At 67.7% G+C, this 21,745-nt stretch carries 19 protein-coding genes; 5 read left to right on the forward strand and 14 right to left on the reverse strand.

The window, feature by feature from the left end; translation table 11 throughout:
* Positions 1 to 15: 15 nt before the first annotated feature.
* Positions 16 to 780 carry a trans-aconitate 2-methyltransferase gene (locus G154_RS13360; RefSeq protein WP_019514157.1) on the reverse strand — a complete coding sequence of 255 codons (765 nt, stop codon included), beginning with the start codon at positions 778 to 780 and terminating at the stop codon, positions 16 to 18.
* A 44-nt stretch (positions 781 to 824) separates the two neighbouring features.
* Between G154_RS13360 and G154_RS13365 the strand changes: the two genes are divergently transcribed.
* Both G154_RS13365 and G154_RS26440 read left to right on the forward strand, forming a co-directional pair.
* Positions 825 to 1,712: an amidohydrolase family protein gene (locus G154_RS13365; RefSeq protein ID WP_019514158.1), complete on the forward strand. Its 888-nt coding sequence runs from the start codon at positions 825 to 827 to the stop codon at positions 1,710 to 1,712.
* 63 nt (positions 1,713 to 1,775) lie between these two features.
* Positions 1,776 to 2,966 carry a S9 family peptidase gene (locus G154_RS26440; RefSeq protein ID WP_023985188.1) on the forward strand — a complete coding sequence of 397 codons (1,191 nt, stop codon included), beginning with the start codon at positions 1,776 to 1,778 and terminating at the stop codon, positions 2,964 to 2,966.
* A gap of 10 nt (positions 2,967 to 2,976) precedes the next feature.
* On the opposite strand, the gene eccE is transcribed toward G154_RS26440, so the two are convergent.
* From eccE to G154_RS13430, 12 genes are all read right to left on the reverse strand, one after another.
* Complete coding sequence (gene eccE / locus G154_RS13375) at positions 2,977 to 3,861, reverse strand: type VII secretion protein EccE (RefSeq protein WP_019511456.1); 885 nt, start codon at positions 3,859 to 3,861, stop codon at positions 2,977 to 2,979.
* Complete coding sequence (gene mycP, locus G154_RS13380) at positions 3,858 to 5,195, reverse strand: type VII secretion-associated serine protease mycosin (RefSeq protein ID WP_045546673.1); 1,338 nt, start codon at positions 5,193 to 5,195, stop codon at positions 3,858 to 3,860. The genes eccE and mycP overlap by 4 nt, the downstream gene beginning before the upstream one ends.
* Positions 5,196 to 5,284: 89 nt before the next feature.
* Entirely contained in the window at positions 5,285 to 6,697 is a 1,413-nt protein-coding gene (gene eccD / locus G154_RS13385; protein WP_019511454.1) for a type VII secretion integral membrane protein EccD, read from the reverse strand.
* On the reverse strand, positions 6,679 to 7,539 hold the full coding sequence (locus G154_RS13390; protein ID WP_019511453.1) for an ESX secretion-associated protein EspG: 861 nt from the start codon (positions 7,537 to 7,539) through the stop codon (positions 6,679 to 6,681). Before G154_RS13390 ends, eccD begins: the two co-directional genes overlap by 19 nt.
* The gene (locus tag G154_RS13395; protein WP_019511452.1) at positions 7,540 to 7,827 is read right to left on the reverse strand and encodes a WXG100 family type VII secretion target; all 288 of its coding nucleotides are present in this window, start codon (positions 7,825 to 7,827) and stop codon (positions 7,540 to 7,542) included.
* A 25-nt stretch (positions 7,828 to 7,852) separates the two neighbouring features.
* Positions 7,853 to 8,146, reverse strand: coding sequence for a hypothetical protein (locus G154_RS13400; RefSeq protein WP_019511451.1), 294 nt, complete (start codon positions 8,144 to 8,146; stop codon positions 7,853 to 7,855).
* A 68-nt stretch (positions 8,147 to 8,214) separates the two neighbouring features.
* Positions 8,215 to 9,774 (reverse strand): PPE family protein, encoded by a 1,560-nt coding sequence (locus tag G154_RS13405; RefSeq protein ID WP_023985187.1) that lies wholly within the window; start codon positions 9,772 to 9,774, stop codon positions 8,215 to 8,217.
* Position 9,775: 1 nt separating this feature from the next.
* Complete coding sequence (locus tag G154_RS13410; RefSeq protein WP_019511449.1) at positions 9,776 to 10,087, reverse strand: PE family protein; 312 nt, start codon at positions 10,085 to 10,087, stop codon at positions 9,776 to 9,778.
* Positions 10,087 to 14,058, reverse strand: a complete 3,972-nt coding sequence (locus tag G154_RS13415) for a type VII secretion protein EccC (RefSeq protein WP_019511448.1) — start codon at positions 14,056 to 14,058, stop codon at positions 10,087 to 10,089. The genes G154_RS13410 and G154_RS13415 overlap by 1 nt, the downstream gene beginning before the upstream one ends.
* Entirely contained in the window at positions 14,058 to 15,590 is a 1,533-nt protein-coding gene (eccB, locus tag G154_RS13420; RefSeq protein WP_019511447.1) for a type VII secretion protein EccB, read from the reverse strand. Before eccB ends, G154_RS13415 begins: the two co-directional genes overlap by 1 nt.
* Positions 15,587 to 17,437, reverse strand: a complete 1,851-nt coding sequence (eccA, locus tag G154_RS13425; protein WP_019511446.1) for a type VII secretion AAA-ATPase EccA — start codon at positions 17,435 to 17,437, stop codon at positions 15,587 to 15,589. The genes eccB and eccA overlap by 4 nt, the downstream gene beginning before the upstream one ends.
* A gap of 222 nt (positions 17,438 to 17,659) precedes the next feature.
* Positions 17,660 to 18,544, reverse strand: coding sequence for an oxygenase MpaB family protein (locus G154_RS13430; protein ID WP_019511445.1), 885 nt, complete (start codon positions 18,542 to 18,544; stop codon positions 17,660 to 17,662).
* An 87-nt stretch (positions 18,545 to 18,631) separates the two neighbouring features.
* On the opposite strand from G154_RS13430, the gene G154_RS13435 reads away from it, so the two are divergent.
* A complete protein-coding gene (locus G154_RS13435) occupies positions 18,632 to 19,240 on the forward strand; it encodes a TetR/AcrR family transcriptional regulator (RefSeq protein ID WP_019511444.1) in 609 nt (202 codons plus the stop codon).
* 56 nt (positions 19,241 to 19,296) lie between these two features.
* Here G154_RS13435 and G154_RS13440 read toward each other — a convergent pair whose 3' ends face one another.
* On the reverse strand, positions 19,297 to 19,872 hold the full coding sequence (locus tag G154_RS13440) for a VOC family protein (protein WP_019511443.1): 576 nt from the start codon (positions 19,870 to 19,872) through the stop codon (positions 19,297 to 19,299).
* 83 nt (positions 19,873 to 19,955) lie between these two features.
* Here G154_RS13440 and G154_RS13445 point away from each other — a divergent pair, with 83 nt between their 5' ends.
* The gene (locus tag G154_RS13445) at positions 19,956 to 20,579 is read left to right on the forward strand and encodes a TetR/AcrR family transcriptional regulator (RefSeq protein ID WP_019511442.1); all 624 of its coding nucleotides are present in this window, start codon (positions 19,956 to 19,958) and stop codon (positions 20,577 to 20,579) included.
* On the forward strand, positions 20,576 to 21,709 hold the full coding sequence (locus G154_RS13450; RefSeq protein ID WP_019511441.1) for an alpha/beta hydrolase: 1,134 nt from the start codon (positions 20,576 to 20,578) through the stop codon (positions 21,707 to 21,709). The genes G154_RS13445 and G154_RS13450 overlap by 4 nt, the downstream gene beginning before the upstream one ends.
* The last annotated feature ends 36 nt before the right edge of the window (positions 21,710 to 21,745 follow it).

Below are 21,745 nucleotides of genomic sequence, written 5' to 3' on the forward strand. Positions count from 1 at the left end.
CTGAGACTCCATACATCACCGCAGCTGGGCCACCACGAAGATCCGACGGAACGGGAAGTACGTGACACCGTCCGCGCGGGCCGGATACGCCTTCGCCAGCAGCGGAATGATGGCCTCCCGGTAGCGCTGCCAATCCTGCGCGGACAGCCGTTCGCGCACCTGTGTCAGCGCGGTACCGGTGATCCAGTCCAACACCGGTGTCTGCCCACGTAACTCGTGTAGGTAGGTGGTCTCCCAGGCATCCACCGCGCACCCGGCGTCGGTCAGCAGGCCGGCATAGTCGGCCGGGGTACCCACCACGTCGGCATCGCGGAACGGCATGTCACCCAACGCCTCGGCGAATGCCGCATCGCGTGCCACCTCGCGCACCGCCTCATGCGACGGCGCGGAGAAGTTGCCGGGAACCTGGAAGGCGATCCAAGACCCGGGCGCCAACTGCTGCACCCAGCTCACCAGCAGTTCCCGATGCTCGGGCACCCACTGCAAGGCGGCGTTGGAGATGACGACATCGGTCTCGGGTTCGGGTGACCAGTCGGCGATGCTGCCCAATCGGACATCGAGTCCGCGTTCACCGGCGGCGGCCACCATTTCCGGTGACGAGTCCACACCCGACACCGATGCCGCCGGCCAGCGCCGACTCAGCGTCTCGGTCAGGTTTCCCGGCCCGCACCCGAGGTCGACCACCCGACGCGGTGCGTCGGCGGCCACGCGGTTCACCAGGTCGAAGAATGGGCGGCCGCGGTGATCGGCGAACGCCAGATAGGTATCGGGATTCCACATACCCCGAGTCTGCCCGGTCGGCGCCTTTGACAGGATGACCGGCGATGGACGACACAACCGAGGTGCGCCGGATCGTCGAGGGACTGGGCCTGCCCGGCGTCATCGACGTGCACACCCACTTCATGCCGAAGAACGTCATGGACAAGGTCTGGCAGTACTTCGACAGTGCCGGCCCGCTGACCGGACGGCCCTGGCCCATCACCTACCGTGCGGACGAGCGGGACCGTCTGGCCACGCTGCGATCCTTCGGCGTGCTGGCCTTCACCTCGCTGGTCTATCCGCACAAGCCGGCCATGGCCGAGTGGTTGAACCAGTGGGCGGCGCGTTTTGCCGCCGACACCCCGGACTGTCTGTCCACCGCGACCTTCTTTCCCGAGCCCGGCGCCGCTCGGTATGTGGCCGCCGCGATCGAACACGGTGCGCGGGTATTCAAGGCCCACGTCCAGGTCGGCGGGTACGACCCCACCGATGCCCTACTCGACGATGTCTGGGGAGTGCTGGCCGACAGCGGTACGCCCGTGGTCACCCACTGTGGCTCGGGACCCACTCCCGGCACCCACACCGGCCCGGACCCGATCCGCGCGGTTCTGGCCCGGCATCCGCGGTTGCGCCTCATCGTGGCGCACATGGGCGGGCCCGAATACAGCGACTTCCTGGACATCGCGGCAGCACATGATGGCGTGTACCTGGACACCACCATGGCGTTCACGCCCTTCATGGAACGCACCATGCCGTTTCCGGCGACCGAGTATGCCCGGTTACGCGATCTGGGCCACCGCATACTCTGGGGCAGCGATTTCCCGAACATCCCCTACACCTATGCCGAGGCGATGCGCGCCGTCGGTGATCTGCCCGGCGTCGACGACGCCTGGCTGCGCGGGGTGTTCCACCACAACGCCGCGGCGGTCTTCGGCACCCCCGATCCTGACTGACCGATACCGTCGGTTCGACCGGGCTACCATCAGTTGGCCCGCGAAAGCCCGAGAGAGGCAGCCGTGCCCCAAGCGCAACCGGTCGATCCGCCGATCCCCGTCCCCGATATCCCGGGCGCAGATGCAACCGCCCGTGGACTGCCTCGGCGGGTGGATCTGACCCGCCAGCAGCGGCTGGTGGTGGACGCTTCGGCGGTCGCCGACCTGGCGCTGCGGACAACGGTGGCCTCTATCGTCGGGGCGGCGATGTTGCCGAAGCTGGCCGGTGCGGCGCTGCGTCCCGGTTCGGTGCGCGACGAGGACGCCGCGCTGCAGTTCTACATCGATCTGGCGGCCGAGCATGATCCGACGCTGTCGTTCCCTGCGCCGACCGAACCACCTCGGGTGTCCTCACGGCCGGCGAACCTGTTGGCATCGTCGGTCGCCCACGGCTCGGTCTACAACATCCGCTTCAACAGCAGCTTCCGCGCGATCAACCCGGCACTTCGCGACCGGCGCGCGGGATATGTACGCAACAACGTCGTGCACGCGCAGCACTGGGTGCACGGCGACGGTCCCCGGCCCACCCTGTGCCTGATCCACGGCTTCATGGGGTCGGCGTACCTGTTCAACGGCCTGTTCTTCTCGTTGCCGTGGTTCTTCCGCTCCGGCTACGACGTACTGCTCTACACGTTGCCCTTCCACGGGATGCGCGCCGAAGCCGATTCGCCATACAGCGGATACGGCTACTTCGCCGACGGCATGCCCGGTTTCGCCGAGGCGATGGCCCAGGCGGTGCACGACTTCCGTTCGGTCATCGACTATCTGGAGTACACCGGGGTCGACCGAATCGCGCTGACCGGCATGTCGCTGGGCGGGTACACCTCGGCACTGATCGCCTCGGTCGACGACCGCATCCAGGCGGTCATCCCGAATGTCCCGGTCGTCACCCCCGAAGCCGCATTCGACGACTGGTTTCCGGCGAATATGCTTGTGCGCCTTGGTAATCGACTAAGCAACGTGGACAAGTCGCGATCGGATGCCGCGACGATGTTCCATTCACCGCTGAACTACGCACCACTGGTGCCCAAGGAGCGCCGGCTGATCATCGCCGGACTCGGTGACAAGCTGGCGCCGCCGCAGCAGGCTGAACTGCTCTGGCGACACTGGGACCGGTGCAAATTCCACTGGTTCCCCGGCAACCACGTGCTGCACGTCAGCCAGCCGGATTATCTGCGTCGGATGACCCGATTCCTGCGGCCGTACATGTTCTGACCCTCCCGAGTCACACCGTCGAGGGCCAGCGCACCTGATCGGCGAATGTCCCGGCGGGACGGTGTCCGGGCAACCGATCCGCCGAGAACGGATCGAGTGCGTCAAGTGTCGACCGCTGGAGTCCGCCGAGCGGAGCGAGCGCCGCGATGGGGGGCGCTCCGGTCGGACGCTCCGCCGAGCGCAGCGCAGCCACCGCGGTCACCGACTCGGGGGCGAATTCGACTGCCGTCCAGCGTTCCTCGCAAGGAGCCGCTCGCACCAGGTCCAGCGTGGCGGCCAACGCATCGACCGGAATCCGGTAGGCGGTCAGGAAACCGGACTCGTCGGTCACGGCCCGCCAGGTCTCCTTGGCCGAATCCGACACCGGTCGCGGGGCGTGCTGCACCGCGGTGACCGTCCAACCGCCCTCCCGCAGATGGTCTGCCAGGCGGCGGGCCACGGTCTCGGTGGTCTGTGCGACGGGGATCTGCGCCGAACGTGCCTGTAGCGCGGGTAGGTTCTCCTCGGCGTCCAGGGTCAGGCTGATCCAATGCTGGACCTGCCCGCCGGCCTCCCGGCTGGTGATGCGCACCTTGTCCAGCCGCAATCCGTAGCGATCGGCATAGCCGGCGATCAGCCCGACCGGCAGTTCGTCATCCAGTGGATCCTCGATGCCCAGCACCACGGTCGCGGCGGTCACACGGGCCGGACGGCGCGCACCGCCGCGGTTGCCTCGCCAGATCGCCCACCGACGGACGAGTTTGGTCGTCGCGAATTCCCCACGCCACCAGGAGAAGAGAGCAATCACCACGACGACAGAGACGCCCAGGACCCACTGCTGGGTGGCATCGCGGTAGGGGTAGGCCAGCACTGCGGCCACGATGAACAGCAGCGCGAGTGCGAGTCGGACCGTCATGCGGCGGTGTCCTTCCGTCGTTGAGTTGCGGTCACGGCCGTCACGGTGGCGATCAATGCCAGCAGACCCGCACCGATGAAGGCGATATTGCGCCCGGTGTGATCGGGCGCCACCGGATCGGGCGGAGCCGCAACATCTCTGGTCGTCCGTGGTGGACTGCCGGGACCCGGCACATCCCAGGTGAGGGCGGCAACCGGGTCGACGGTTCCCGCGCCCACCAGCGATGACGGCGAGCGGTCGGCACCGCGGGCGGTCATGGTCAACCGGCGCACCACCTGGGTGGCCGAGAGCTCGGGAAACCTGCTGCGCACCAGGGCTGCCACGCCGGACACATAGGCGGCCGCATAACTGGTGCCCGAAACCGGTGTCAGCTCGCCCTTCTCGTCGGGCTGGCCGTTGGCCAGCGCCCCGTCGGGGCCGTTGCTGATCGAGGTGATGTTCTCCCCCGGCGCGGCCAGGCCCACCCACGGGCCGGACATGCTGAACGCCGCGGGTGCGCCCGCCGAGCCGAGCGCACCGACCGACAGCACATAGGGCTGCCACCACGACGGCGTCGAGACCGAGGTGACGCCGGCCCAGTTGCGCGGGTCATCGGGACGGTTCGGGTCGGTCAGCGGGTTGGCTGCACAGGCCGTTCCGCCGGCGATACCGCCGCCGGTGTTACCGGCGGCGGCGATGATGACGACATCCTTTTCGACTGCGGCGTAACGCAATGCGGCACCGAGCTCGCTTTGGTCGATGGTGGTGGTCGCGGGCACGCAGGCCACCGACGAGATGTTGATGACCTGGGCGCCCAGGTCGGCGGCGCGCACCACCGCACGCGCCAGCGTCGCGATATCGTTGTTGGCCTCGGCGATCGCCGGATCCTCACCGGGCTGGTTCGGCGCGTACTTGCCCGAGGTCTGCCGGATGGACAGCAACCGGGCACCCGGGGCGACCCCCGAGAAGCCGTCGTCACCGGGCTGGCCGGCGATCAGTCCGGCAACCATGGTTCCGTGTCCGTCGCAGTCGGTCAGTCCGTCTGTGGCGCCGACGAAATCGCCGCCGGCAGCGACATTGGGCAGCCGGGGTCCTGGCTGCACACCGGTGTCGATCACGGCCACGGTCTGGCCGTCACCGCGGCTGTGCCGCCACGCGTCGTCGAGGTCCAGCGACAGCTGGTTGGGGCTCACCGCGGCGGGATCGGTGCCGGGGATCGTCCCGGTCACCGAGCACGCGCTGCGCTGGGTCATGGTGCGCAGTGGTCCCGCGGTTCCCGGCGGGGGTGCCACGGCGGCGTCCACTTCCGGGGGCGTCACAGCGCCGGCCGCCGGGCTGGCCACCAGGGCGACCATGACCGCAGCGGCGAAAGTCACGCCTCTCCCCTGGCGATTTCGGCGCGCTGACGTTCGCTCACCGAACGTCAGCGCGCCGAAATCGCACGTCATCGGTTCAGCACCCATTCGAACAACCCCAGTAGGTATGCGGCCAGCGGGATCACCGAGGCATCCAGTGCCGCTGCGGCGAAACCGAACAGCCGGCGCGCGGGCAGTGAATAGGTCTCCGGTGCTGCCAGCCGCGGGTTCAGGGCGGCGATGATCCAGCAGCCCACCACCACGACCAGTGCTCCCAGCGCCCACCACGCCGCGGTGTACCGGTCGGTCGCGGCGAACACCACCAGCAGACCGGCGGGCAGCAGGAACGACTGGCTCAACAACCATGCCTTGCAGGGCGCGGAGTCCCACACCCGCGCGCGCACCGTGGTACCCAATGCCGCGACGACCACCAACACCCAGGCCCACGGCGATACGGACTGCGCGCCGACCAGGATCAACGAACCCGTCACCGAGAGCAGCACGCCGGCGGCCAGAAAGCCTGTCTGATGCGCATCGGTCACCCGGACGCGGCGCGGGAGGTCCTCCAGCACGCGCAGGGGTTGAGCCGACGGAGTCGGGTCACCCGGGGCGGGGATGACCGGCACCGGCAGCCGGGCCCACAGCGCAGACAGCCGCGCCGCCTGCACGGTGACCACCAGGGCGAAGACGATCAACCCGGTACCGATCCGCACATCGGTCATATCCCAGATGGTCGCCAGCGCCGCGAAGATCATGACGCCGACGCCCAGGACGGTCGCGGCGGTGAAGGCGGCGATCCCGCGTTCGAACACCACGATGCTGATGATCGACCAGGCGGCGACTCCTGCCGCGGCCAACAGAACCTGAGACGCACCGAGTTCACCGGGTACGGCAAGTCCGAAAGCCGCGGCGATCGGAAGCAGCGCTGTCAACGCCAGCGCGGTGCCGAGGTGCGGGTGGCGTACCCGCGCGGCGAACGAGGCCACCACCGTCGCGGCCGCCAGGCCGGCGACGGCGAACAATCCCGCGGAGTGACCGGTGATCAGCCGCACGGAGGTCGCCAGCGCGGCGCCGAACACGATCAACGCGATGGCCGCGAGCACGGCGGCGCGCGCGATATGCCCGTGGCCCCAAGGCAGTTCCCGCGCGGCAGAGAAGATCATGGCCGCGTCGGCGATATCCTCGACGATGCGCGGCGCGGCCGGTCCGGCCGGGATCTCCTGCAGCGCGAGCAGATCGCCGTCGACGACACCGACGGTGTCCAGTGTCGCGTCCAAACTGAACGGCGCACCCCCGATGGGAGCCAGGCTCAGTTGCGCCGGCGGAGTGTCGGTCGCGTCGTCGGTAGGCAGCACTGTGCGCTGGACTGCCGGGATGATCTCGCGCAGCGGCAACCCTGCCGGCAGCGCCAGCTCGGTCAGTCGCCCCGCCGCATCGGAGCCACCACCCGTGGCGGCCAGCACAGCCACCCGCACGATCGGCATCACAGTGTTGTCGGGCATCGGTTTTCCGTTCTCTGGTCGAAATCTCGGTTATGCGTGACCGGGGCGAACCACGGGCCACCGGGCAAGGTGGCGATGAGGTTGTCGATCGCCGCGGCGATGGCGCTGTCGCTTCCCGGGGCGAAGGTGGACACCCACTCGCCGTCGAATGCCCGTTGCGGGCTGGCCAGGATGCGACCCGCCGGGCAGTCGAGCACACTGACGCCGACCTCGGTGCTCACCCGATGACCGTCGCGGTGCTCGCCGGCGACGATCTCGACGTAGCTGCGCCGCTCGGTGAACACCGACTCGACCACCTGTCGCGCCGAGGACGAGATCCCCAGGTAATCGAGGATCTCGGTCAAATCGGCCCCAGCTCTCAGTTTCTCGTCGGCGCGAGCGCCGGCGCGGACCGGCACGGTGAAGTCCTCGAACTCGGCAGGCCGTTGGCCTGCGAGTCCGGCCACCAGAACCGGCACCAGGTCGCGAGCCGCGTGGATGTCCATGGCGGTGAAGGTCACCAGGCCACCGCTGCGCAATGCCACCACCGTGGCATCGTCGGATCTGCCGACGAGGCCGCGCAGCATGTCGCCGTGCGGGGCCACGACGCGCATCTCCAACCACTGCCGGGCCTGGCAGGTCTGCCTTATCCACTGTGCGACAGCAGGATTGACGACCCGGTCGGCGGACATCACACCCAGCTCGGTCAGCTCGTCGATCCGTTCGACCGCGAACGGCTCTGCGGACGACGGCTCACTATAGGGCGGCGTGATCGCCAGTACCCACGGAAACGACCCACAGCCCGTCGTGTCCGCGATGTACCAGGCCTGCTCGACGGTCAGCTCGACCGCATTAGCAGCCATCTATCCCCATTTGGCACCTTCTGCCCGGTCCCGGGCATTCATCGCGATGGTGTTCGTCTCGTGCGTGCTGGCCATCGCCTGGTAGGCGCGCACCAGTTCGGCCAGACTCGCGTTCCACTGCGCCTGCCACGCCTGGTACGTCATCCCGGTGTCACCCTGCCAGGCGCCGGAAAGGGCCGCCTGCTCGGCGGCGATGTCTGCGCCTACGGTGTTGAGTGCTCCTGCGTAGCCGTTCATCTCGGCCGACAGACCCAGCATGGCCGGGTAGTTGTACATGATCTGGGACATGTGATTTCTCCTTTGGCAGCCGGTGTCAGATGCCGGTGTAGGTGCTGGCGGCGGCCGCGTCCTGGGCGACATAGGTGCCTGCGGCGTCGGCGAGGTTGGCCTGGGCGATGTCGAGCAGCGCGTTCACCCGCGCCGACACCTCGATGAAACGGGCATGGGCGGCCTGGAATGCCGCCGCCGACTCACCCATGTGGAAGGCCTGCGAGGCCTGGGCGGCCCCCTCGGCCTGGGTGATGGTGCTTCGCATCAGGGCCGCCTTCGCGGCGAACGCCGACTCGGAGGCAACCAGCTGCGGAATGTGCGCATCGAGCATGCTCATGAATGTTCCTTTCGGGCAGGGTATTCGGGATCAGGCGTTGTGGTGTTCGGGGGCCACCCACCGGGTTCTCAGTGCGGTCTTCCCCCTTCCGATGCGGGTGGCTCATCGGGGCTCCAGGAGCCCGGCAGCATCGGGTTGGCCGGCGCACCGCCGAAGGAATCCTCGGTCAGTTCGGCCAGACCGGCAGCCCTGGGCTGCTCGGCGCTGACCGCTCCGGTGAAGCCCATCGGGCCGGCTCCGCGCTCGGACGCGCGGATTGTCGGCTCGGGCCGGGGTTGCGGTGGTCGCGGGTCCTCCTCGGTGGCCTCGTAGTCCATGAACTCGTCGGCGTACGCGCGGTCCTTGATCTCCCCGCCCTTCTTGCGCCGCCGCTTTCGGCGCTCGGCGGCCGACAGCGCGGCGGCCGAGGCCACGGCTGCTGACGACCCTGACGCGGGCGCCTTCGCCTGGGTGCCGTCCCGGACCGTAGGGCTGAAGCCACCGCCGGGGTGGCCACCGTAAACGGCGTAGGCCAGCGCAGGGGCAGCTGCCGCGGGAGCCGTCGCCGGGGCGGCAGCCGGGGCCGCCGCCGGGGTGGCTGGTGCGGGCGCCGCTCCCGCGGGCGTGCCTGCCGGGGCGATGCTGGCCAGTGGCAGCGCGGATTCTCGTTGTGGGCCAGGCGCGGCCGGATCGCCGAGCACCAATGGTGGCAGGTCGGTGAACTTCGGGATCAGCGCCAGGAAGGCCAGCGCGACCAGGCCGAGGGACAGCAGCGGCAGCAGGAACGGTGCCAACGCCACCCCGATCCAGGTGCCCCAGCCGACCGGCTGGAGGATGGCCTGATAGACCAGCGCGAACAGCATCGGCCCCCAGGTGACCAGTGCCGCCGACGGGTTGGTGAGGAAGTCGATGAACATCTGGCGCAGGATGCCGATGGGGTCGGAGAAGAACTCCAGGATCAGGTCGCCACCGGGCAGCGATTTGATGTACTGCTCCAGGAACTGGACGATGATGTTCGAATTGTTCAGCGCCGAAGCCGAATTGACCGCATCCGCTTGGGCGGACAACTGGGTTCCGGTCGCGGTGAACGCACCCGCCTCGCCGATACCCGGGGCCAGTAGCGGCGGCGCGGGTTCCAGTGTCGGCATGGCGGCCACCGTCGCCGCGGAGACCGCCTGATAGGTGCTCATCACAGTGGCAGCCTGGATCCACATCCGTGCGTAGTCGGCTTCGTTGACGGCGATCGGAATCGTGTTGATACCGAAGAAGTTCGTGGCGATCAGCACGCCCCGCATGGCGTGGTTGGCGGCCAGTTCGGCCAGCGTCGGCATGGTGGCCAGCGCGGTGGTGTAGGCGGCCGCGGCCGTCTGGTGCTGCGCGCCGGCCACGGCGCTGGTGACGCTGGCTCGCGCCAGCCACGCGAGGTAGGGCTGGTGGGCCGCGATGTACTGTTCCGAACTCAGCCCTTCCCAGGACCCGGCCGCCACCGCTCCGAGGGTCGTGGTCAGTTCTGCTGCCGCCGCGGCATACTCGGTGCTCAGCGACTGCCAGGCTCCCGCGGCGGCAAGCAGCGACCCGGGGCCCGGACCACTGCTGAGCAGCGCCGAATGCACCTCGGGTGGCAGGGCCATCCAGATGGGAGCTGTCATGTCAGCCGCCGCGGGCGATCAGATAGCTTGCCGCCGCCTGCGCGTCGCCGCTGGCATAGCTCGCACCCGACTGAGCGACGCCCAGGCCGGCGCGACCCAACTCTTCGACGGCCAGCGCCGCGACAGCACTGTGCGCGTTACCGTGTGCGCTCAGGCCCGCGGCAGTCTGCAATGACACGGGGTCGGCGGCCGGCGGGATCACCGCGTTGACCAGAGGCGCCGCCGCGGCGTGGGCGGCAGCCAGTCTCGCGGTCAGCGATTCCACCGCCGAGCCGGCGGCGGTCAGTCCTTCGGGAACCACACGCAGCGTCATCAGCTGTATTCCTTTCCGTTTGATCCGGCAGGTGCGATCGGCTCGGGTACAAGCGGATTCACCAGTTGCACATACGTCGCCACCTCGCTGTCGCCGAGCAGCATGGCGCGCCCGGCCGGTAGCTTGCTGAAGCGCACACCACGGAGTTTGCCGCCGTCGGAGGGGCTTCCGGACAGCATGACGGTGGTCGCTTGGAGATCGTTGAGCCTGCGCAACAGCGGTGCCGTCATCACCGCGTGCGCGGATCCGCTCGCCCTGGCGGTGACGATGACGCGCAACCCCAGATCGCCCGCCTCGGCAAGCAGGCCCAGCAGCGGGCTCCAAGGGCGCTGCCCGGCATAGGGGCCGCTGACAGCCGGACCATCCGGTATCTGGTCGACATCGTCGATGATCAGGTAGTGGATCTGTCCTCCGCCGCTGGCGCGGTAGGACCAGTTGCGCAGTTCCTGAGCACTCAACCCGGCCGGCGGACGGCGCTTTTCGATCAACGCCGCCAGTCCCAGCATGGCCGGGGTGATCCGGTCGATGTTCGGGGTGTACTCGTTGTCGGGGAACAACGGCTCGTCCACCAGGTGCAGCCGGCGGTCGATGACCGTGAACGCGATGTCCTGTTCGGTGGAATTGTCGCGGATGGTGCGGATCACGTGGCGCAGCAGCGTCGTCTTGCCCGAGCGGGAGTCGCCGAACACCATCATCAGCGGGTGCCTGGCGAAGTCGATGGCGACGGGTCGCAGATCCTCCTCGCGCTGGCCGATCACCACCTGTTCGGGCCCCAGATAGGCCGCGCCGAGCGCCGAAGGAGGCAGCTGTGTCGGCAACAGCCGGACTGCCGGGGCATGCAGCCCGTCGTGGCGCGAGTTGAGCGTCGCGATGTAGCCCAGTTCCGGTGCAGCGAACAAGAAGTGTTCGGCGGCCATCGTGAGGCCGCGACCGGGCTGGTCGGCGGGCACACTCTCGGCGGGCCGGTGCAAGGCACCGGCGACCCGGACATTGCTGTCGTGCGCATCGCTGAGCTTGAGCTCAAGCCGCATCCCCAGGCCGTCGCGCATGGCCAGCGGCACCTCCAGCCAGTTCGGCGTGGTGATCACGACGTGGATGCCGTAGGCAAGGCCCGCGTTGGCCAGTTCGGTCACCCTGGCCAGCAACGGATTACGGGTATTGAACGTGTCGGTGTTGTCCCTGCTGAAGGCGTACAGATTGTCGATCACCAGGAACACTTCGCCGTAGCCGTCGCCATATCGGCCTGCGGCGCCCGTCGAGGCGCCGCGTTCCTGCCGCGCTCGCAGCAGCTGCTCGAGCTCGGCAAAGGTTCGCCGGATCAGTTCGGGCTGCAACGCTGTCGCAACGGCGCCGACGTGCGCCAGATCGGCCATGGGGGCGAGCTGGCCGCCGCCGTAATCCAGGCAGTAGAAGCTGACCTCGCCGGGTGCGTGCAGTGCGGCGGCCGTCAGCATGAATGTCTGCAGGGCCGTCGATTTGCCCGACCGCGGGCCACCGTGGATCAGCAGGTTGCCCGCGGAGCCCGCAGCATCGAAGACCAGCGGATCGCGGCGCATCTCGAACGGCTTGTCGATCTCACCGAGCGGCCAACGCCACTTCCCGACGGCGATCTCGGTGCGGGCCAGCAGACCCGCCAGCGGAATCGTTTCCTCCAAGGGTGGCAGCCACAGCTGCGGCGCCTTCGGCCCGTAGTTGGCCAACTGGTCACCGATCGTAGCGATCAGCTTGCGCGGCGCCGGTACATCGTCGGCCTCGGTATCGACGATGACGGTATCGGGCGCAGGCTCCACCCAGCCCGCCGTGAACAGCTGCGGCTCGGGCACCGAGTGCACCACCACAGCGTGACTGCTGCGTGGCGGATCGTAGATGCCGTCGACATAGGTGCTGCGGAACTTGATGGGGTTGGCCCCCGGCGCCGGCACCAGGAAACCTTCGCCTTTGTGCTCGCGGCCGGATTCGATGCGGTAGGCATCCTCGGAGCCGATGATCTGCCGGCTGATCGACGGACTCGCGACCTTCAGACCGATCCGGTAGGAGGTGTTCTTGTCGATGTCCTTGATCCGGCCGACGTCCAGGGTCTGCGACGCGAAGAGGATATGGATGCGGAAGGAACGCCCCTTGCGCGCCACATAGTCGAACAGTTCGGCGTACTCGGGATGCTCGGCGAGCATCAGGGTGAATTCGTCGGCCACCACGAACAACGTCGGGATCGGAGGAAGATCGTGTCCGGCCGCGATCGCACCCTCGTACTCGGTGACCGAGTTGAATGCACTGTTCTGTACCCGGCGGCCGGCGTCCTTGAGCAGCTGCTCCCGACGAGCCACTTCACCACGCAGAGTGTCTGCGAAACGGTCGGCCAGTGAACGCTTTTCGGCCATATTCGAGATGACGGCAACGACCTGGGGAAAGTTGCGGAAGATGTCGGCCCCCGCCTCACCCTTGAAGTCGGCGTAGATGACGATCAGCCGGTCTGCCGGATGGGTCGTCAACAGCGACAACAAGATCGACATCAGGGTCTGCGACTTGCCCGAGCCGGTCATACCGATCATCAGGCCGTGCGGGCCCATTCCGCCCTCGGCCTCGTCCTTGAGATCGAAGATCAGGGGTTCGCCGGTGGCGGTCACACCGATGGGTACGCGTAGTTCCTCGTCGCGGTGCCTGGGCGCCCACAGACTCGCGACATCGAGCGCCGAGGCATCGTCGACCCCGAAGAGCGTGGTGAACGTCGATGCCCCGGTGGCCGCGGTGCGCGACTGGTCCGGGTTGGTGTCCCAGCGGGCCAGCCGGCGGGCGAGGTGGGAAGCCTGCCCGGCCGAAAAGCCGTCCGCGGTATCGATATACGGCTGCCAGCCGCCGGTCTGCCATCGGTCGATGCGCCCATCGACCACCTTGAGGATGGGGCGTTCCGGGTCCGAATACTGCTCACGGTGCGGCTCGATGCTCGACCGTGCGATCACGGTCACACCCGCGACACCGGCCCGGCCGACCACTGCGTCGGCGTCGGCCTCGTCATCGTCGATGAGCACCAGGAGGTGCTTTCCCGCCTCAAGCGGGTCACCACCGAAGGCATCGCGCTCGTCAAGTGTGGGCGCCAGCAGTGCCCGCAGCGCATCGACGCTGGGTGCTAGGTAGCGGGCGGGTCCGACACCGTCGACACGGCCGGGAACATCGTTGTGAGGCAGCCATTTCAGCCACGACCAGTCGGCGGCCTCCAGGTCGGGTGTTGCCAACGCGACACTCAGCACCGCCGGGTCATGCCAGGTGACCGCCTGCGCCACCCAGGCGCGCATCGCATCGCGCACCTCCTCGGGTGTTCCCAGGACCGTGATGCGCGAGACCTTGGCGAGGTCGATACCGACCGGGGCGGCGCGCACCGTCCGGTGTACGTCGAGCAAGCCGCGCAGGGTGGTGTGTGCCACCGGTTCCAGGTCGATCTCGTCGGCGGTGTCCTTGACCCGCAGCGGGGTACTCAGCGGCACATCGGCCACACCGGCACGCACCACCAGGAAATCGGGGTCGTGCGGGTCGCGCTCCCACTGGCGTCGAGATCCGGGCATCGCGGACAGCGAACCCGGCGCGGGATGCGACCACTCCAGCGCGGCGCGCTGCTCGGCGGCCTGGGCACGGACATTGTCCCGCACCACCGACAGATAGCGCAGATAGTCGGCGCGCTCGGCGTCGACCTCCTCGGTGCGCAGCTTGTTGTCCGAACCGCGGTAGAGCGCGCTCGCCGCCAGCAGCAGGACGAACGGGAAGAACAGCATGGTCGGTGAGATCATCCGCATCCCGGTGGCGAACAATGCCACGATCATGCCGACGATCAGGATGACTATGAGATAGGGCAGCACCCGACGCAACAGCGATGGCGGCACCAGACGAGGCAACGACGGCGGCGCCTCGATGGTGATGGTGCCCTTGCGGACCTCAGGGATGGGCAGTCGGCGGCGCGCCTCGAAGATCAAGCGACTCATCAGTTTTCTCCATCGGCGGCCATGGCTCCCACGGCATCGTGTGCGACCAGCGCGTCGGCCCGCGACAGTGTCGGGCCCGGCGCGAACTGGGTGAGCACCGACCACGGGATGGCCAGCGGGGGCGGGTTCAGGCCGAGTGCCTCGACGGTCTTGGCGTCGGTGGTGGTGTCCACCCCGTAACGCACACCGGTATCGCTGACCCAGAAGGCCGAACCGGCGGGCGGAGAACCGGGATCGGATCCAACGGACTGGACGAAGTATCCGCTGCCCGGTGTCAGCGCGACGCGCTCGGCAGTGGCCGCGCTCCCCGCACCGACCAGGTCCACGGTGTGTAATCCCTGTGGCAACGGCAGTGCGGCTCCCGAGAGCAGGCTCAGCCTGCCCGCGGTGGCATCGGCGGGCTTGGACCAATACGCACAGGTGACAGGTGCCGGTCCGGCGTCGACAAGTGTCAGTTCATCGGTCGGGTAGGCGGCCGGGTCGATCCCACCGGCCACCGGCAATCTGGCGATCTCGTCGGCGCCGAGTCTCGGTGGCTGCTGCAGGCCATAGGAGTCGGTGTTGCGCATGACGGACGCCAGCACCGGCGATACGGGCTGCAGCCCGTCGATCTGCACGATGTAGTGACGGAGGGTGTTGTCGGAGTCGAATGCGGCGACCACCGCACCGACCGGCGCGGGGACGGGCAGATCGAACTGCGGCGGCGCGCCGGCGCCGGGCAGTACTGGCGCGACCAGTGGTGCTGATTCAGGGATCGCGTTGAACAGGCCGGGGGCGATGACACGTGGCTCCGGGATGGTCGCGCCGAGCCCGAGGGCGGCGGTCACGGCGCGGTTACCGAGATCGATGGGACTGCGTTTGCCGCCCCACAGCAGCCAGGTTCCCGCGTTCACGGCGCCGACATTGCGCACCAGCACCGCACGGCCGGCCGGCATCGCCGCGGCCTTCTCGCCCTGTTCATCGGGAACACCCGCGATCAGGGTGACACCGGCCCCATTGTCGGAGACCGAGTCGCAGACCGTCCAATTGGCGTCACGAGAGGTGTTCTGCACCATGCGCTCCGGGGCGCCTGGGATGCCGATGAGATTACCGCGGGCAAACCGGTCGATCTCACTGCTCTTGACGGTCGTGGGGTTGTCGGCCTGTCCGGCAATCAGCCGCGCGGAGGTGAGGTTCAGCGCCGGATGCACGACGTCACCGATGCGCACGTAGAGCGCCGAGGTGTCCCGGTCGGCCAGGATCGTCGCGCTACCGGCGTCGCCCCCGGGTCGGATGAGGGAGAAGACGAAGCAGCCGGCGACCACGGTGACCGAGACCAGCGCACCCACGAGCACCGCACGGTTCTGTGTGCGCAGCGGGTCCACCAGCATCCGGGTGTCGTGTAGTGCCACACCAGAGGCGATCCGGCGCATCATGAATCGCCACCCGGACACCTGGTGGCGGGTGACGAAACCGCGGCGGTACGCGACGCGGTCGGGATTTTCGTTGACCGGTGTGCGAGAGGCGAATTCGCGGCGCTCCTGCTCGCTCATCCGGCGGCCTGCGGCAATGCCAGACCCAGGCCACGCAGCAGCGGTCCGGCGGAGCGGCTGACGTCTTCGGCGGTGATGGCCATCAGTTCTTCATCGGTGAAATCGTCGGAATCGGAGTGATCCAATCGGTACTCGCGTTCCTCTTCGGAGCGTTCGACAAGGTTTCGGACGAATCGACCATTACCGGCGATGTCCAGGCTGCGTCGGGCGGTACCGGTGGCGTCCGGGGAGGAACTGGCGGCGAGGTGGGCGAACAGCGCCTCCATCTCGTCGTGGGCCGCCGGCTCGAAGACGCTGTCGCGCTTCTCGGCCATCCGGGTTGCCATCTCGACGAGTTCGGCCGCGTTGTAGGACGGGAAGTCGATGCTGCGGGTGAAGCGCGACCGCAGACCCTCGTTGGTGTCCAGGAAACGGTCCAGGTCGGCACGGTAGCCGGCGACGATCACGACCAGTCGATCGCGGTCGTTCTCCATCCGGGCCAGCAGGGTGTCGATGGCGACCAGACCGAAATCGTTCTTGGCACCGGTGGAAACCAGCGCATAGGCCTCGTCGAGGAACAGCACACCGTCGAGCGCGCTGTCGATGATGGCGTTGGTCTTCGCCTCGGTCTCGCCGATGTGCTGACCGATGAGGTCGGCGCGGTGCACCTCGCGTACAGTTTCCTTCTTCAAAAGGCCCAGCCCGCAATAGATCTTCGCGACCACCCGAGCGATGGTGGTCTTACCGGTTCCTGGTGGGCCGGCGAACACCAGGTGGTTGGCGCGTTGGGCGACGGCCAGGCCGCGTTCCTGGCGGCGGATCGACATGGCCACCGAGCTTTTCAGCCGGGCCACCTGGTACTTGACCTCTTCCAGCCCGATGAAGTCGGCGAGTTCGGCCTCGGCCTCGACGAGCAGATGGGCCTTGCGTTCCTTGGCCCCCGGATCGACGAAGTCGGCCTCGCCCGGTTCGGTGTCCGGGTCCCATGGGTTGGTGCGGGCCTCGATTCGGGCTGCGGTGGTGATGTTCAGCCCGAAAGACTTGTCCAGCAACGCTTCTTCGACACCACTGTGCTCGGGGTTGGCCGCGTATAACTCGGCGAGCACATCCTCGGATTCGTCGTCCTCACCTTCGGCGCGCAGACACAACCCTTTGACCAGGCCACCGTCGACCGCGGCCACCGGGACGGGACCGGCGGGATTCTCCAGATGCGACAGGGCAGGCGCGTACATGCCCAGGTGTGCCAGCGCGATGCCGAGGGTCACCCGGGCGGCGTGGGCATAGTGCTCGTCGAGGTGGGGGTTGTTCACCACGGGGGTCAGCACGCGCACCACATCCGACCAGCGCCGGCTGCGGTGATAGAGGGCGACCCGCACCCAACGCGCCTGTAACCAGGCCGGGCGCCGGCCGACCAGTTCCTCGACGAGCAGGTCGGCAGCGGGGAGATCGCCCGCCTCCGCCAGCGCGGCGGCATACGCGAGGGTGATGTCGTCGCGGTCGGTGGCCCGGAACCGGAGGTACAAGCCGGTGTCATAGACGAAACCGAGGTCGCCCGACCCCAGCTCGATCTCGCGACTCAGCACACCGAAGGTGCCCATCGTGCGCCAGATTTCGCCGATGACGCGGCGGGCGTCGGCGCCGACGCCTGCTCCGGTGGCCGCCAGCCCGATCCACGCGTCGCACTGGTCGCCGGCGATCCGCGTCAGCTCCGTGAAGCCCGAAAGCGCCGCGGTGAGGTCTGCCGGTCGTCGACGGTCATTGACCGACAGCCCGAGCGACCGGCAGCAGGTCGCGAACCTGCTCACCACGTCGCGGTCGACGCGCGCTCCCCCGGCGATGGGCGCAATCGATGTACTGACGGTATCCATGTAGTGGTCGCAGGGGCTGTACGCCCGCTGCCGTCTCCTTAAGTATGCCTATGCTAACTCCGCAGAAGTTAGCATTGCATCAACTAACTGTCGAGACGTCTGGCACGGGTGGTTGCGGTGTGCAACATCACCACACGCGCGGGACGACAGCGAAGTCCCCCAGCGGATGTACTGGCGCGATCATCCGGTCAGCAAACTATGAAAAGGAGGCCCCAGGAGGCCTCAGACGAGCGGTCGGCCCGTGCGGATGCGCCAGTCGAGGTCCTTGAGCAAGATGTTGAACGGAAACTGCCGGACCGGACCCGGCGCGATGTTGTTGACGAACCGTAAAGCGCCCATCAGTTGATCGAACCGGCGCTGACGCTGCGGGTCCCACGGCAACCGCATCTCGTCACGAAACCGCTGCGGCAGGAATCCCGTGGTGATCAGGCCCGCCAGGTCCTCGGCATGCCGTTGCAGCGGGCCGGGCAAACGCAGACCGCGCAACCGGGCGACCGCAATCGGATACAGGAACTCGCGGGCGGTGTCGTCGATGTGGATCTGGTCGAGCTGCTGCTCCCAGTACGCGTCGAACGCCGCTCTGTCGGCGGGCCACATTTCCGGTGTCACCTGCAGGGTCGTGCCGAGGGCCATGCCGTCGCGGTAGTGCTGGTCGGCCGTCTCGTCATCGACCTCACCGACGAAGATCCGCCGTACGTCGACCGATCCCTTGTACAGACACGCGGCCACCCACAGCTGCAGATCCTTGTCGAACGCGTTGTACCGGACGGGACTGTCCTCGGTCGAGTGCACCTGGGCATGCGCCTTGTTGACGGCCCGGCGGAACGCCGTCTTCTGGTCGTCGGTGCCGCGGCCGGCCACCGCCAGGTAGGTGAAGGTGGTGCGGGCCCGCTTGATCGGATGGCGATCGATGCGCCCGCTCTCCACCTTGCTCTCCATCACGCCGTACGCGACGCCGGGGCGCCCGAGTTGCATGATCACGTTTGCCGGGCCCGCCAGTAGGGCCACGCCCATCAATCCGTCGCCGACCGAAGCCCCCCGGCCCCGCCGGCGCGGTGCAGACGGCTGGCGCGAGGTGTCGCTGATGCCTCGTTCGACGATCGCCATTGATTGCCCCCAAAAGTGAGAACGAGTGTTTCCCGATACTGCTCGCCCATCTTGCCGCGCACTTTCGACAGGTGTCAATATGGGTCCATGCCCCAGGTTCGGCCGTACCGCGGTGTCGCGGCACCGCAGCGGTTGGCCGAGCGTCGGCGACGGTTCCTCGATGCCGGTCTCGACCTGCTGGGAAGCGGAGACAACGAACTCACGGTGCGTACGATCTGCAGCCGGGCCGGAGTAACCACTCGACACTTCTACGAGGCCTTCACCGACAAGGATCAGTTCGTCGCCGCGGTGTTCGACTCGGTGATCGGCACCATCGCGGCGACCACACAGGCTGCGGTGGCGGCCGCGCCACCGAACGAGCAGAACCGGGCAGGTATCACCAACCTGGTCGAGACCATCGGGGCGGATGCCCGCGTCGGCAGACTGCTCTTCGATACCTCTTCGTCGAATGCGGTACTCATCCGCAAACGCGCCGAACTGGGCGGATTCTTCGCCGTGCTGGCCGCCCAGCACGCCGGGGAAGTACTCCCGAAAGCCGGGACCGCGCAGGTCGACGCGATAGCGCATTTCGTCGTCGGCGGCGTCAGCCAGACGATCAGCGGCTGGCTCAGCGGGGCCATCGACCTCACGAGCGCCGAACTGATCGATCTGCTCACCGGGATGCTGAACAGCTTCCCCGACCCGCGCCAGAGCTAGGCCGGTTCACACGACCGCTCGCGGCGGTGTCTCACACGACCGCTCGCGGCGGTGTCTCACACGACCGCTCGCGGTCGGCGGTCCGCCGCGGTCTTCGGCACCGTCGTCGCATCGGCATCGGTGAATTCCTTGATCCAACAGGCGAACTCCAGGGTGATGCCATCGGGATCCTGAAAATAGAACGACCGGACGTAGACACCCGGGTGCAGGGTTTTGGAGGCCTGCCACTCACTGTCGTCATGATTGAGCACCGGTCCGACCCGGACACCCTTGGCCTTGAGCTTCTCCCGGTAGTCGTCGAACTTTTCCGCGGGCACATGGAACGCCAGGTGATTCATGGTGGACACCGCGCTGGTGATCTCACCGAGCCCCGGGAGCGCGATGGGGGCGGACACACCGGGGACGCCGTCGGGAGCATCGGTGAACCAGAAGAACGCCACGCAGTCGCCATTGCCTGCATCGAAGAAGAAGTGCTGCCCCATCCCGCCGGGCAGATCCAGCGATTTGATCAGCGGCATCCCGAGGACACCGGAGTAGAAGTCCACGGTGCGCTGCATGTCCGAACAGACAAGGGCGACATGGTTGATGCCACCGAGGGCGAACTCGGAATTCGGATTGTCGGGCTTGATCATCACGACCTCCAGGTCTGGCGCAGATCCAGATCTGAATCTAACATCAGATTCAGATCTGATCAACGAATCGGGAAGGTAGGGATGTGACCGCTCGGGTCGAGCTGCCCACCGTGCGTGGCCGCCAGACACAGGCAGCCATCGACGCCGCCGCACGAACAGTCGTGGCACGCAAGGGAATTCTGGCGACCACCGTCGCCGATATCACCGCAGAGGCCGGCCGGTCGACCGCGTCGTTCTACAACTACTACGACTCCAAGGAGGCGATGGTCCGAGAGTGGGCCGTCCGCTTCCGCGACGAAGCGCGCGAGCGTGCCCGCGCGGCGGCCGAACCCGGCCTGGACGATGCTGCCCGCGCCCACGCCGCGGCGGCAGCGCACTGGCACACCTACCGGCACCGCCTCGCCGAGATCATCGCCGTGTCCCAGCTGGCGATGGTCAGCGATGATTTCGCGCAGTACTGGTCCGAGATCTGTGAACTACCCATCACGTTGATCACGAACATGGTCGAGAAGGCACAGCAGCGCGGGTTCTGCGCCGGTGACGACCCCCAACTGATCGCAGTGGCACTGGTCTCCATGCTCCACCAGTTCTGCTACGCCCAACTGTCGGGCACGGGCGCCCAGACAGCCGATGACGACAAATGCATCACCACCCTCGCCGCCATCTTCCACCGGACCATCTATCACGAGGGGACACCCCGGCCATGACAACCAAGGGCGCGACACCCGGGGTGATCCGCGAGTTCGTCGCGATGGACTCCCCCACCGCTCGGCGGGCCGGCGCAGGCGGGCACCCGTGTCAGGGTCTGTATCACCGTGGGGTCGGCCGCAAGCCGAAGATCGCGGTCATCGCCACGCACTATCAAATCGACTTCTCCGAGCACTATCTCGCGGATTATCTGGCCACGCGCGGTATCGGGTTCCTGGGCTGGAACACCCGCTTCCGCGGTTTCGAGAGCAGCTTCCTACTCGATCATGCGCTGGTCGACATCGGGGTCGGCGTGCGCTGGTTGCGTGAGGTCCAGAACATCGAAACCGTGGTGCTGCTGGGCAATTCCGGTGGTGGGTCCTTGATGGCGGCATACCAGGCCCAGGCGCGGCACCAGCATGTCACTCCGCTGGACGGCATGCGTCCGGCCGCGGGTCTGGCTGATCTGCCCGCGGCCGACGGATACGTCGCGAGTGCGGCGCATCCTGGCCGTCCGGAGGTGCTGACTTCCTGGATGGACGCCTCGGTGATCGACGAAAACGACGCCGTCACCAGCGATCCCGAGCTCGATCTGTTCGACGAACGCAACGGCCCGCCCTACTCGCCGGACTTCGTGACCCGGTACCGCGCCGCCCAGGTGGCCCGTAACGAGGCCATCACGGACTGGGTGGAAGCCGAACTGAACCGTGTGCAGAACGCCGGGTTCTCGGACCGGCCGTTCACCGTCATGCGCACCTGGGCCGATCCGCGCATGGTCGACCCGACGCTGGAACCGACCAACCGGCGGCCGAATCTCTGTTACGCCGGGCCACCGGTCAAGGCCAACCGATCCGCACGCGGGATCGCCGCGGCATGCACGCTGCGCAACTGGATCGGCATGTGGAGCCTGCGGCATGCGCAGACCCGCGCCGAACCCCATCTGGCGCTGATCGACTGCCCGGCACTGGTGATCAACGCCCACCAGGACACCGGCGTCTTCCCGTCCGACGCGCGCAGAATCCATGACGCCCTCGGCTCGACCGACAAGGGATTGGTGTCCATCGACACCGATCACTACTTCACCACCCCCGGCGCGCGCAGCGAGCAGGCCGATACCATTTCCAAGTGGATAGCGACACGGTGGCGTTGAGAGTCCTCGCACATTTCACGCCCGGCCAGCGAGTTC

This window comes from Mycobacterium sp. VKM Ac-1816D, assembly GCF_000416385.1.
In the GTDB taxonomy this organism is placed as follows: domain Bacteria; phylum Actinomycetota; class Actinomycetes; order Mycobacteriales; family Mycobacteriaceae; genus Mycobacterium; species Mycobacterium neoaurum_A.

Bases quoted from the DNA above. Each gene is read 5' to 3' on its own strand.
- G154_RS13405 (WP_023985187.1), bottom strand. From the start codon at position 9,774: ATGACAGCTCCCATCTGGATGGCCCTGCCACCCGAGGTGCATTCGGCG.
- G154_RS13360 (WP_019514157.1), bottom strand. From the start codon at position 780: ATGTGGAATCCCGATACCTATCTGGCGTTCGCCGATCACCGCGGCCGC.
- G154_RS13365 (WP_019514158.1), top strand. From the start codon at position 825: ATGGACGACACAACCGAGGTGCGCCGGATCGTCGAGGGACTGGGCCTG.
- G154_RS13430 (WP_019511445.1), bottom strand. From the start codon at position 18,544: ATGGCGATCGTCGAACGAGGCATCAGCGACACCTCGCGCCAGCCGTCT.
- G154_RS13435 (WP_019511444.1), top strand. From the start codon at position 18,632: ATGCCCCAGGTTCGGCCGTACCGCGGTGTCGCGGCACCGCAGCGGTTG.
- G154_RS13415 (WP_019511448.1), bottom strand. From the start codon at position 14,058: ATGAGTCGCTTGATCTTCGAGGCGCGCCGCCGACTGCCCATCCCTGAG.
- G154_RS13440 (WP_019511443.1), bottom strand. From the start codon at position 19,872: ATGATCAAGCCCGACAATCCGAATTCCGAGTTCGCCCTCGGTGGCATC.
- G154_RS13450 (WP_019511441.1), top strand. From the start codon at position 20,576: ATGACAACCAAGGGCGCGACACCCGGGGTGATCCGCGAGTTCGTCGCG.
- eccA (WP_019511446.1), bottom strand. From the start codon at position 17,437: ATGGATACCGTCAGTACATCGATTGCGCCCATCGCCGGGGGAGCGCGC.
- eccE (WP_019511456.1), bottom strand. From the start codon at position 3,861: ATGACGGTCCGACTCGCACTCGCGCTGCTGTTCATCGTGGCCGCAGTG.
- mycP (WP_045546673.1), bottom strand. From the start codon at position 5,195: ATGGTCGCCCTGGTGGCCAGCCCGGCGGCCGGCGCTGTGACGCCCCCG.
- G154_RS13390 (WP_019511453.1), bottom strand. From the start codon at position 7,539: ATGGCTGCTAATGCGGTCGAGCTGACCGTCGAGCAGGCCTGGTACATC.
- G154_RS13400 (WP_019511451.1), bottom strand. From the start codon at position 8,146: ATGAGCATGCTCGATGCGCACATTCCGCAGCTGGTTGCCTCCGAGTCG.
- G154_RS13395 (WP_019511452.1), bottom strand. From the start codon at position 7,827: ATGTCCCAGATCATGTACAACTACCCGGCCATGCTGGGTCTGTCGGCC.
- eccD (WP_019511454.1), bottom strand. From the start codon at position 6,697: ATGCCCGACAACACTGTGATGCCGATCGTGCGGGTGGCTGTGCTGGCC.
- G154_RS13410 (WP_019511449.1), bottom strand. From the start codon at position 10,087: ATGACGCTGCGTGTGGTTCCCGAAGGACTGACCGCCGCCGGCTCGGCG.
- eccB (WP_019511447.1), bottom strand. From the start codon at position 15,590: ATGAGCGAGCAGGAGCGCCGCGAATTCGCCTCTCGCACACCGGTCAAC.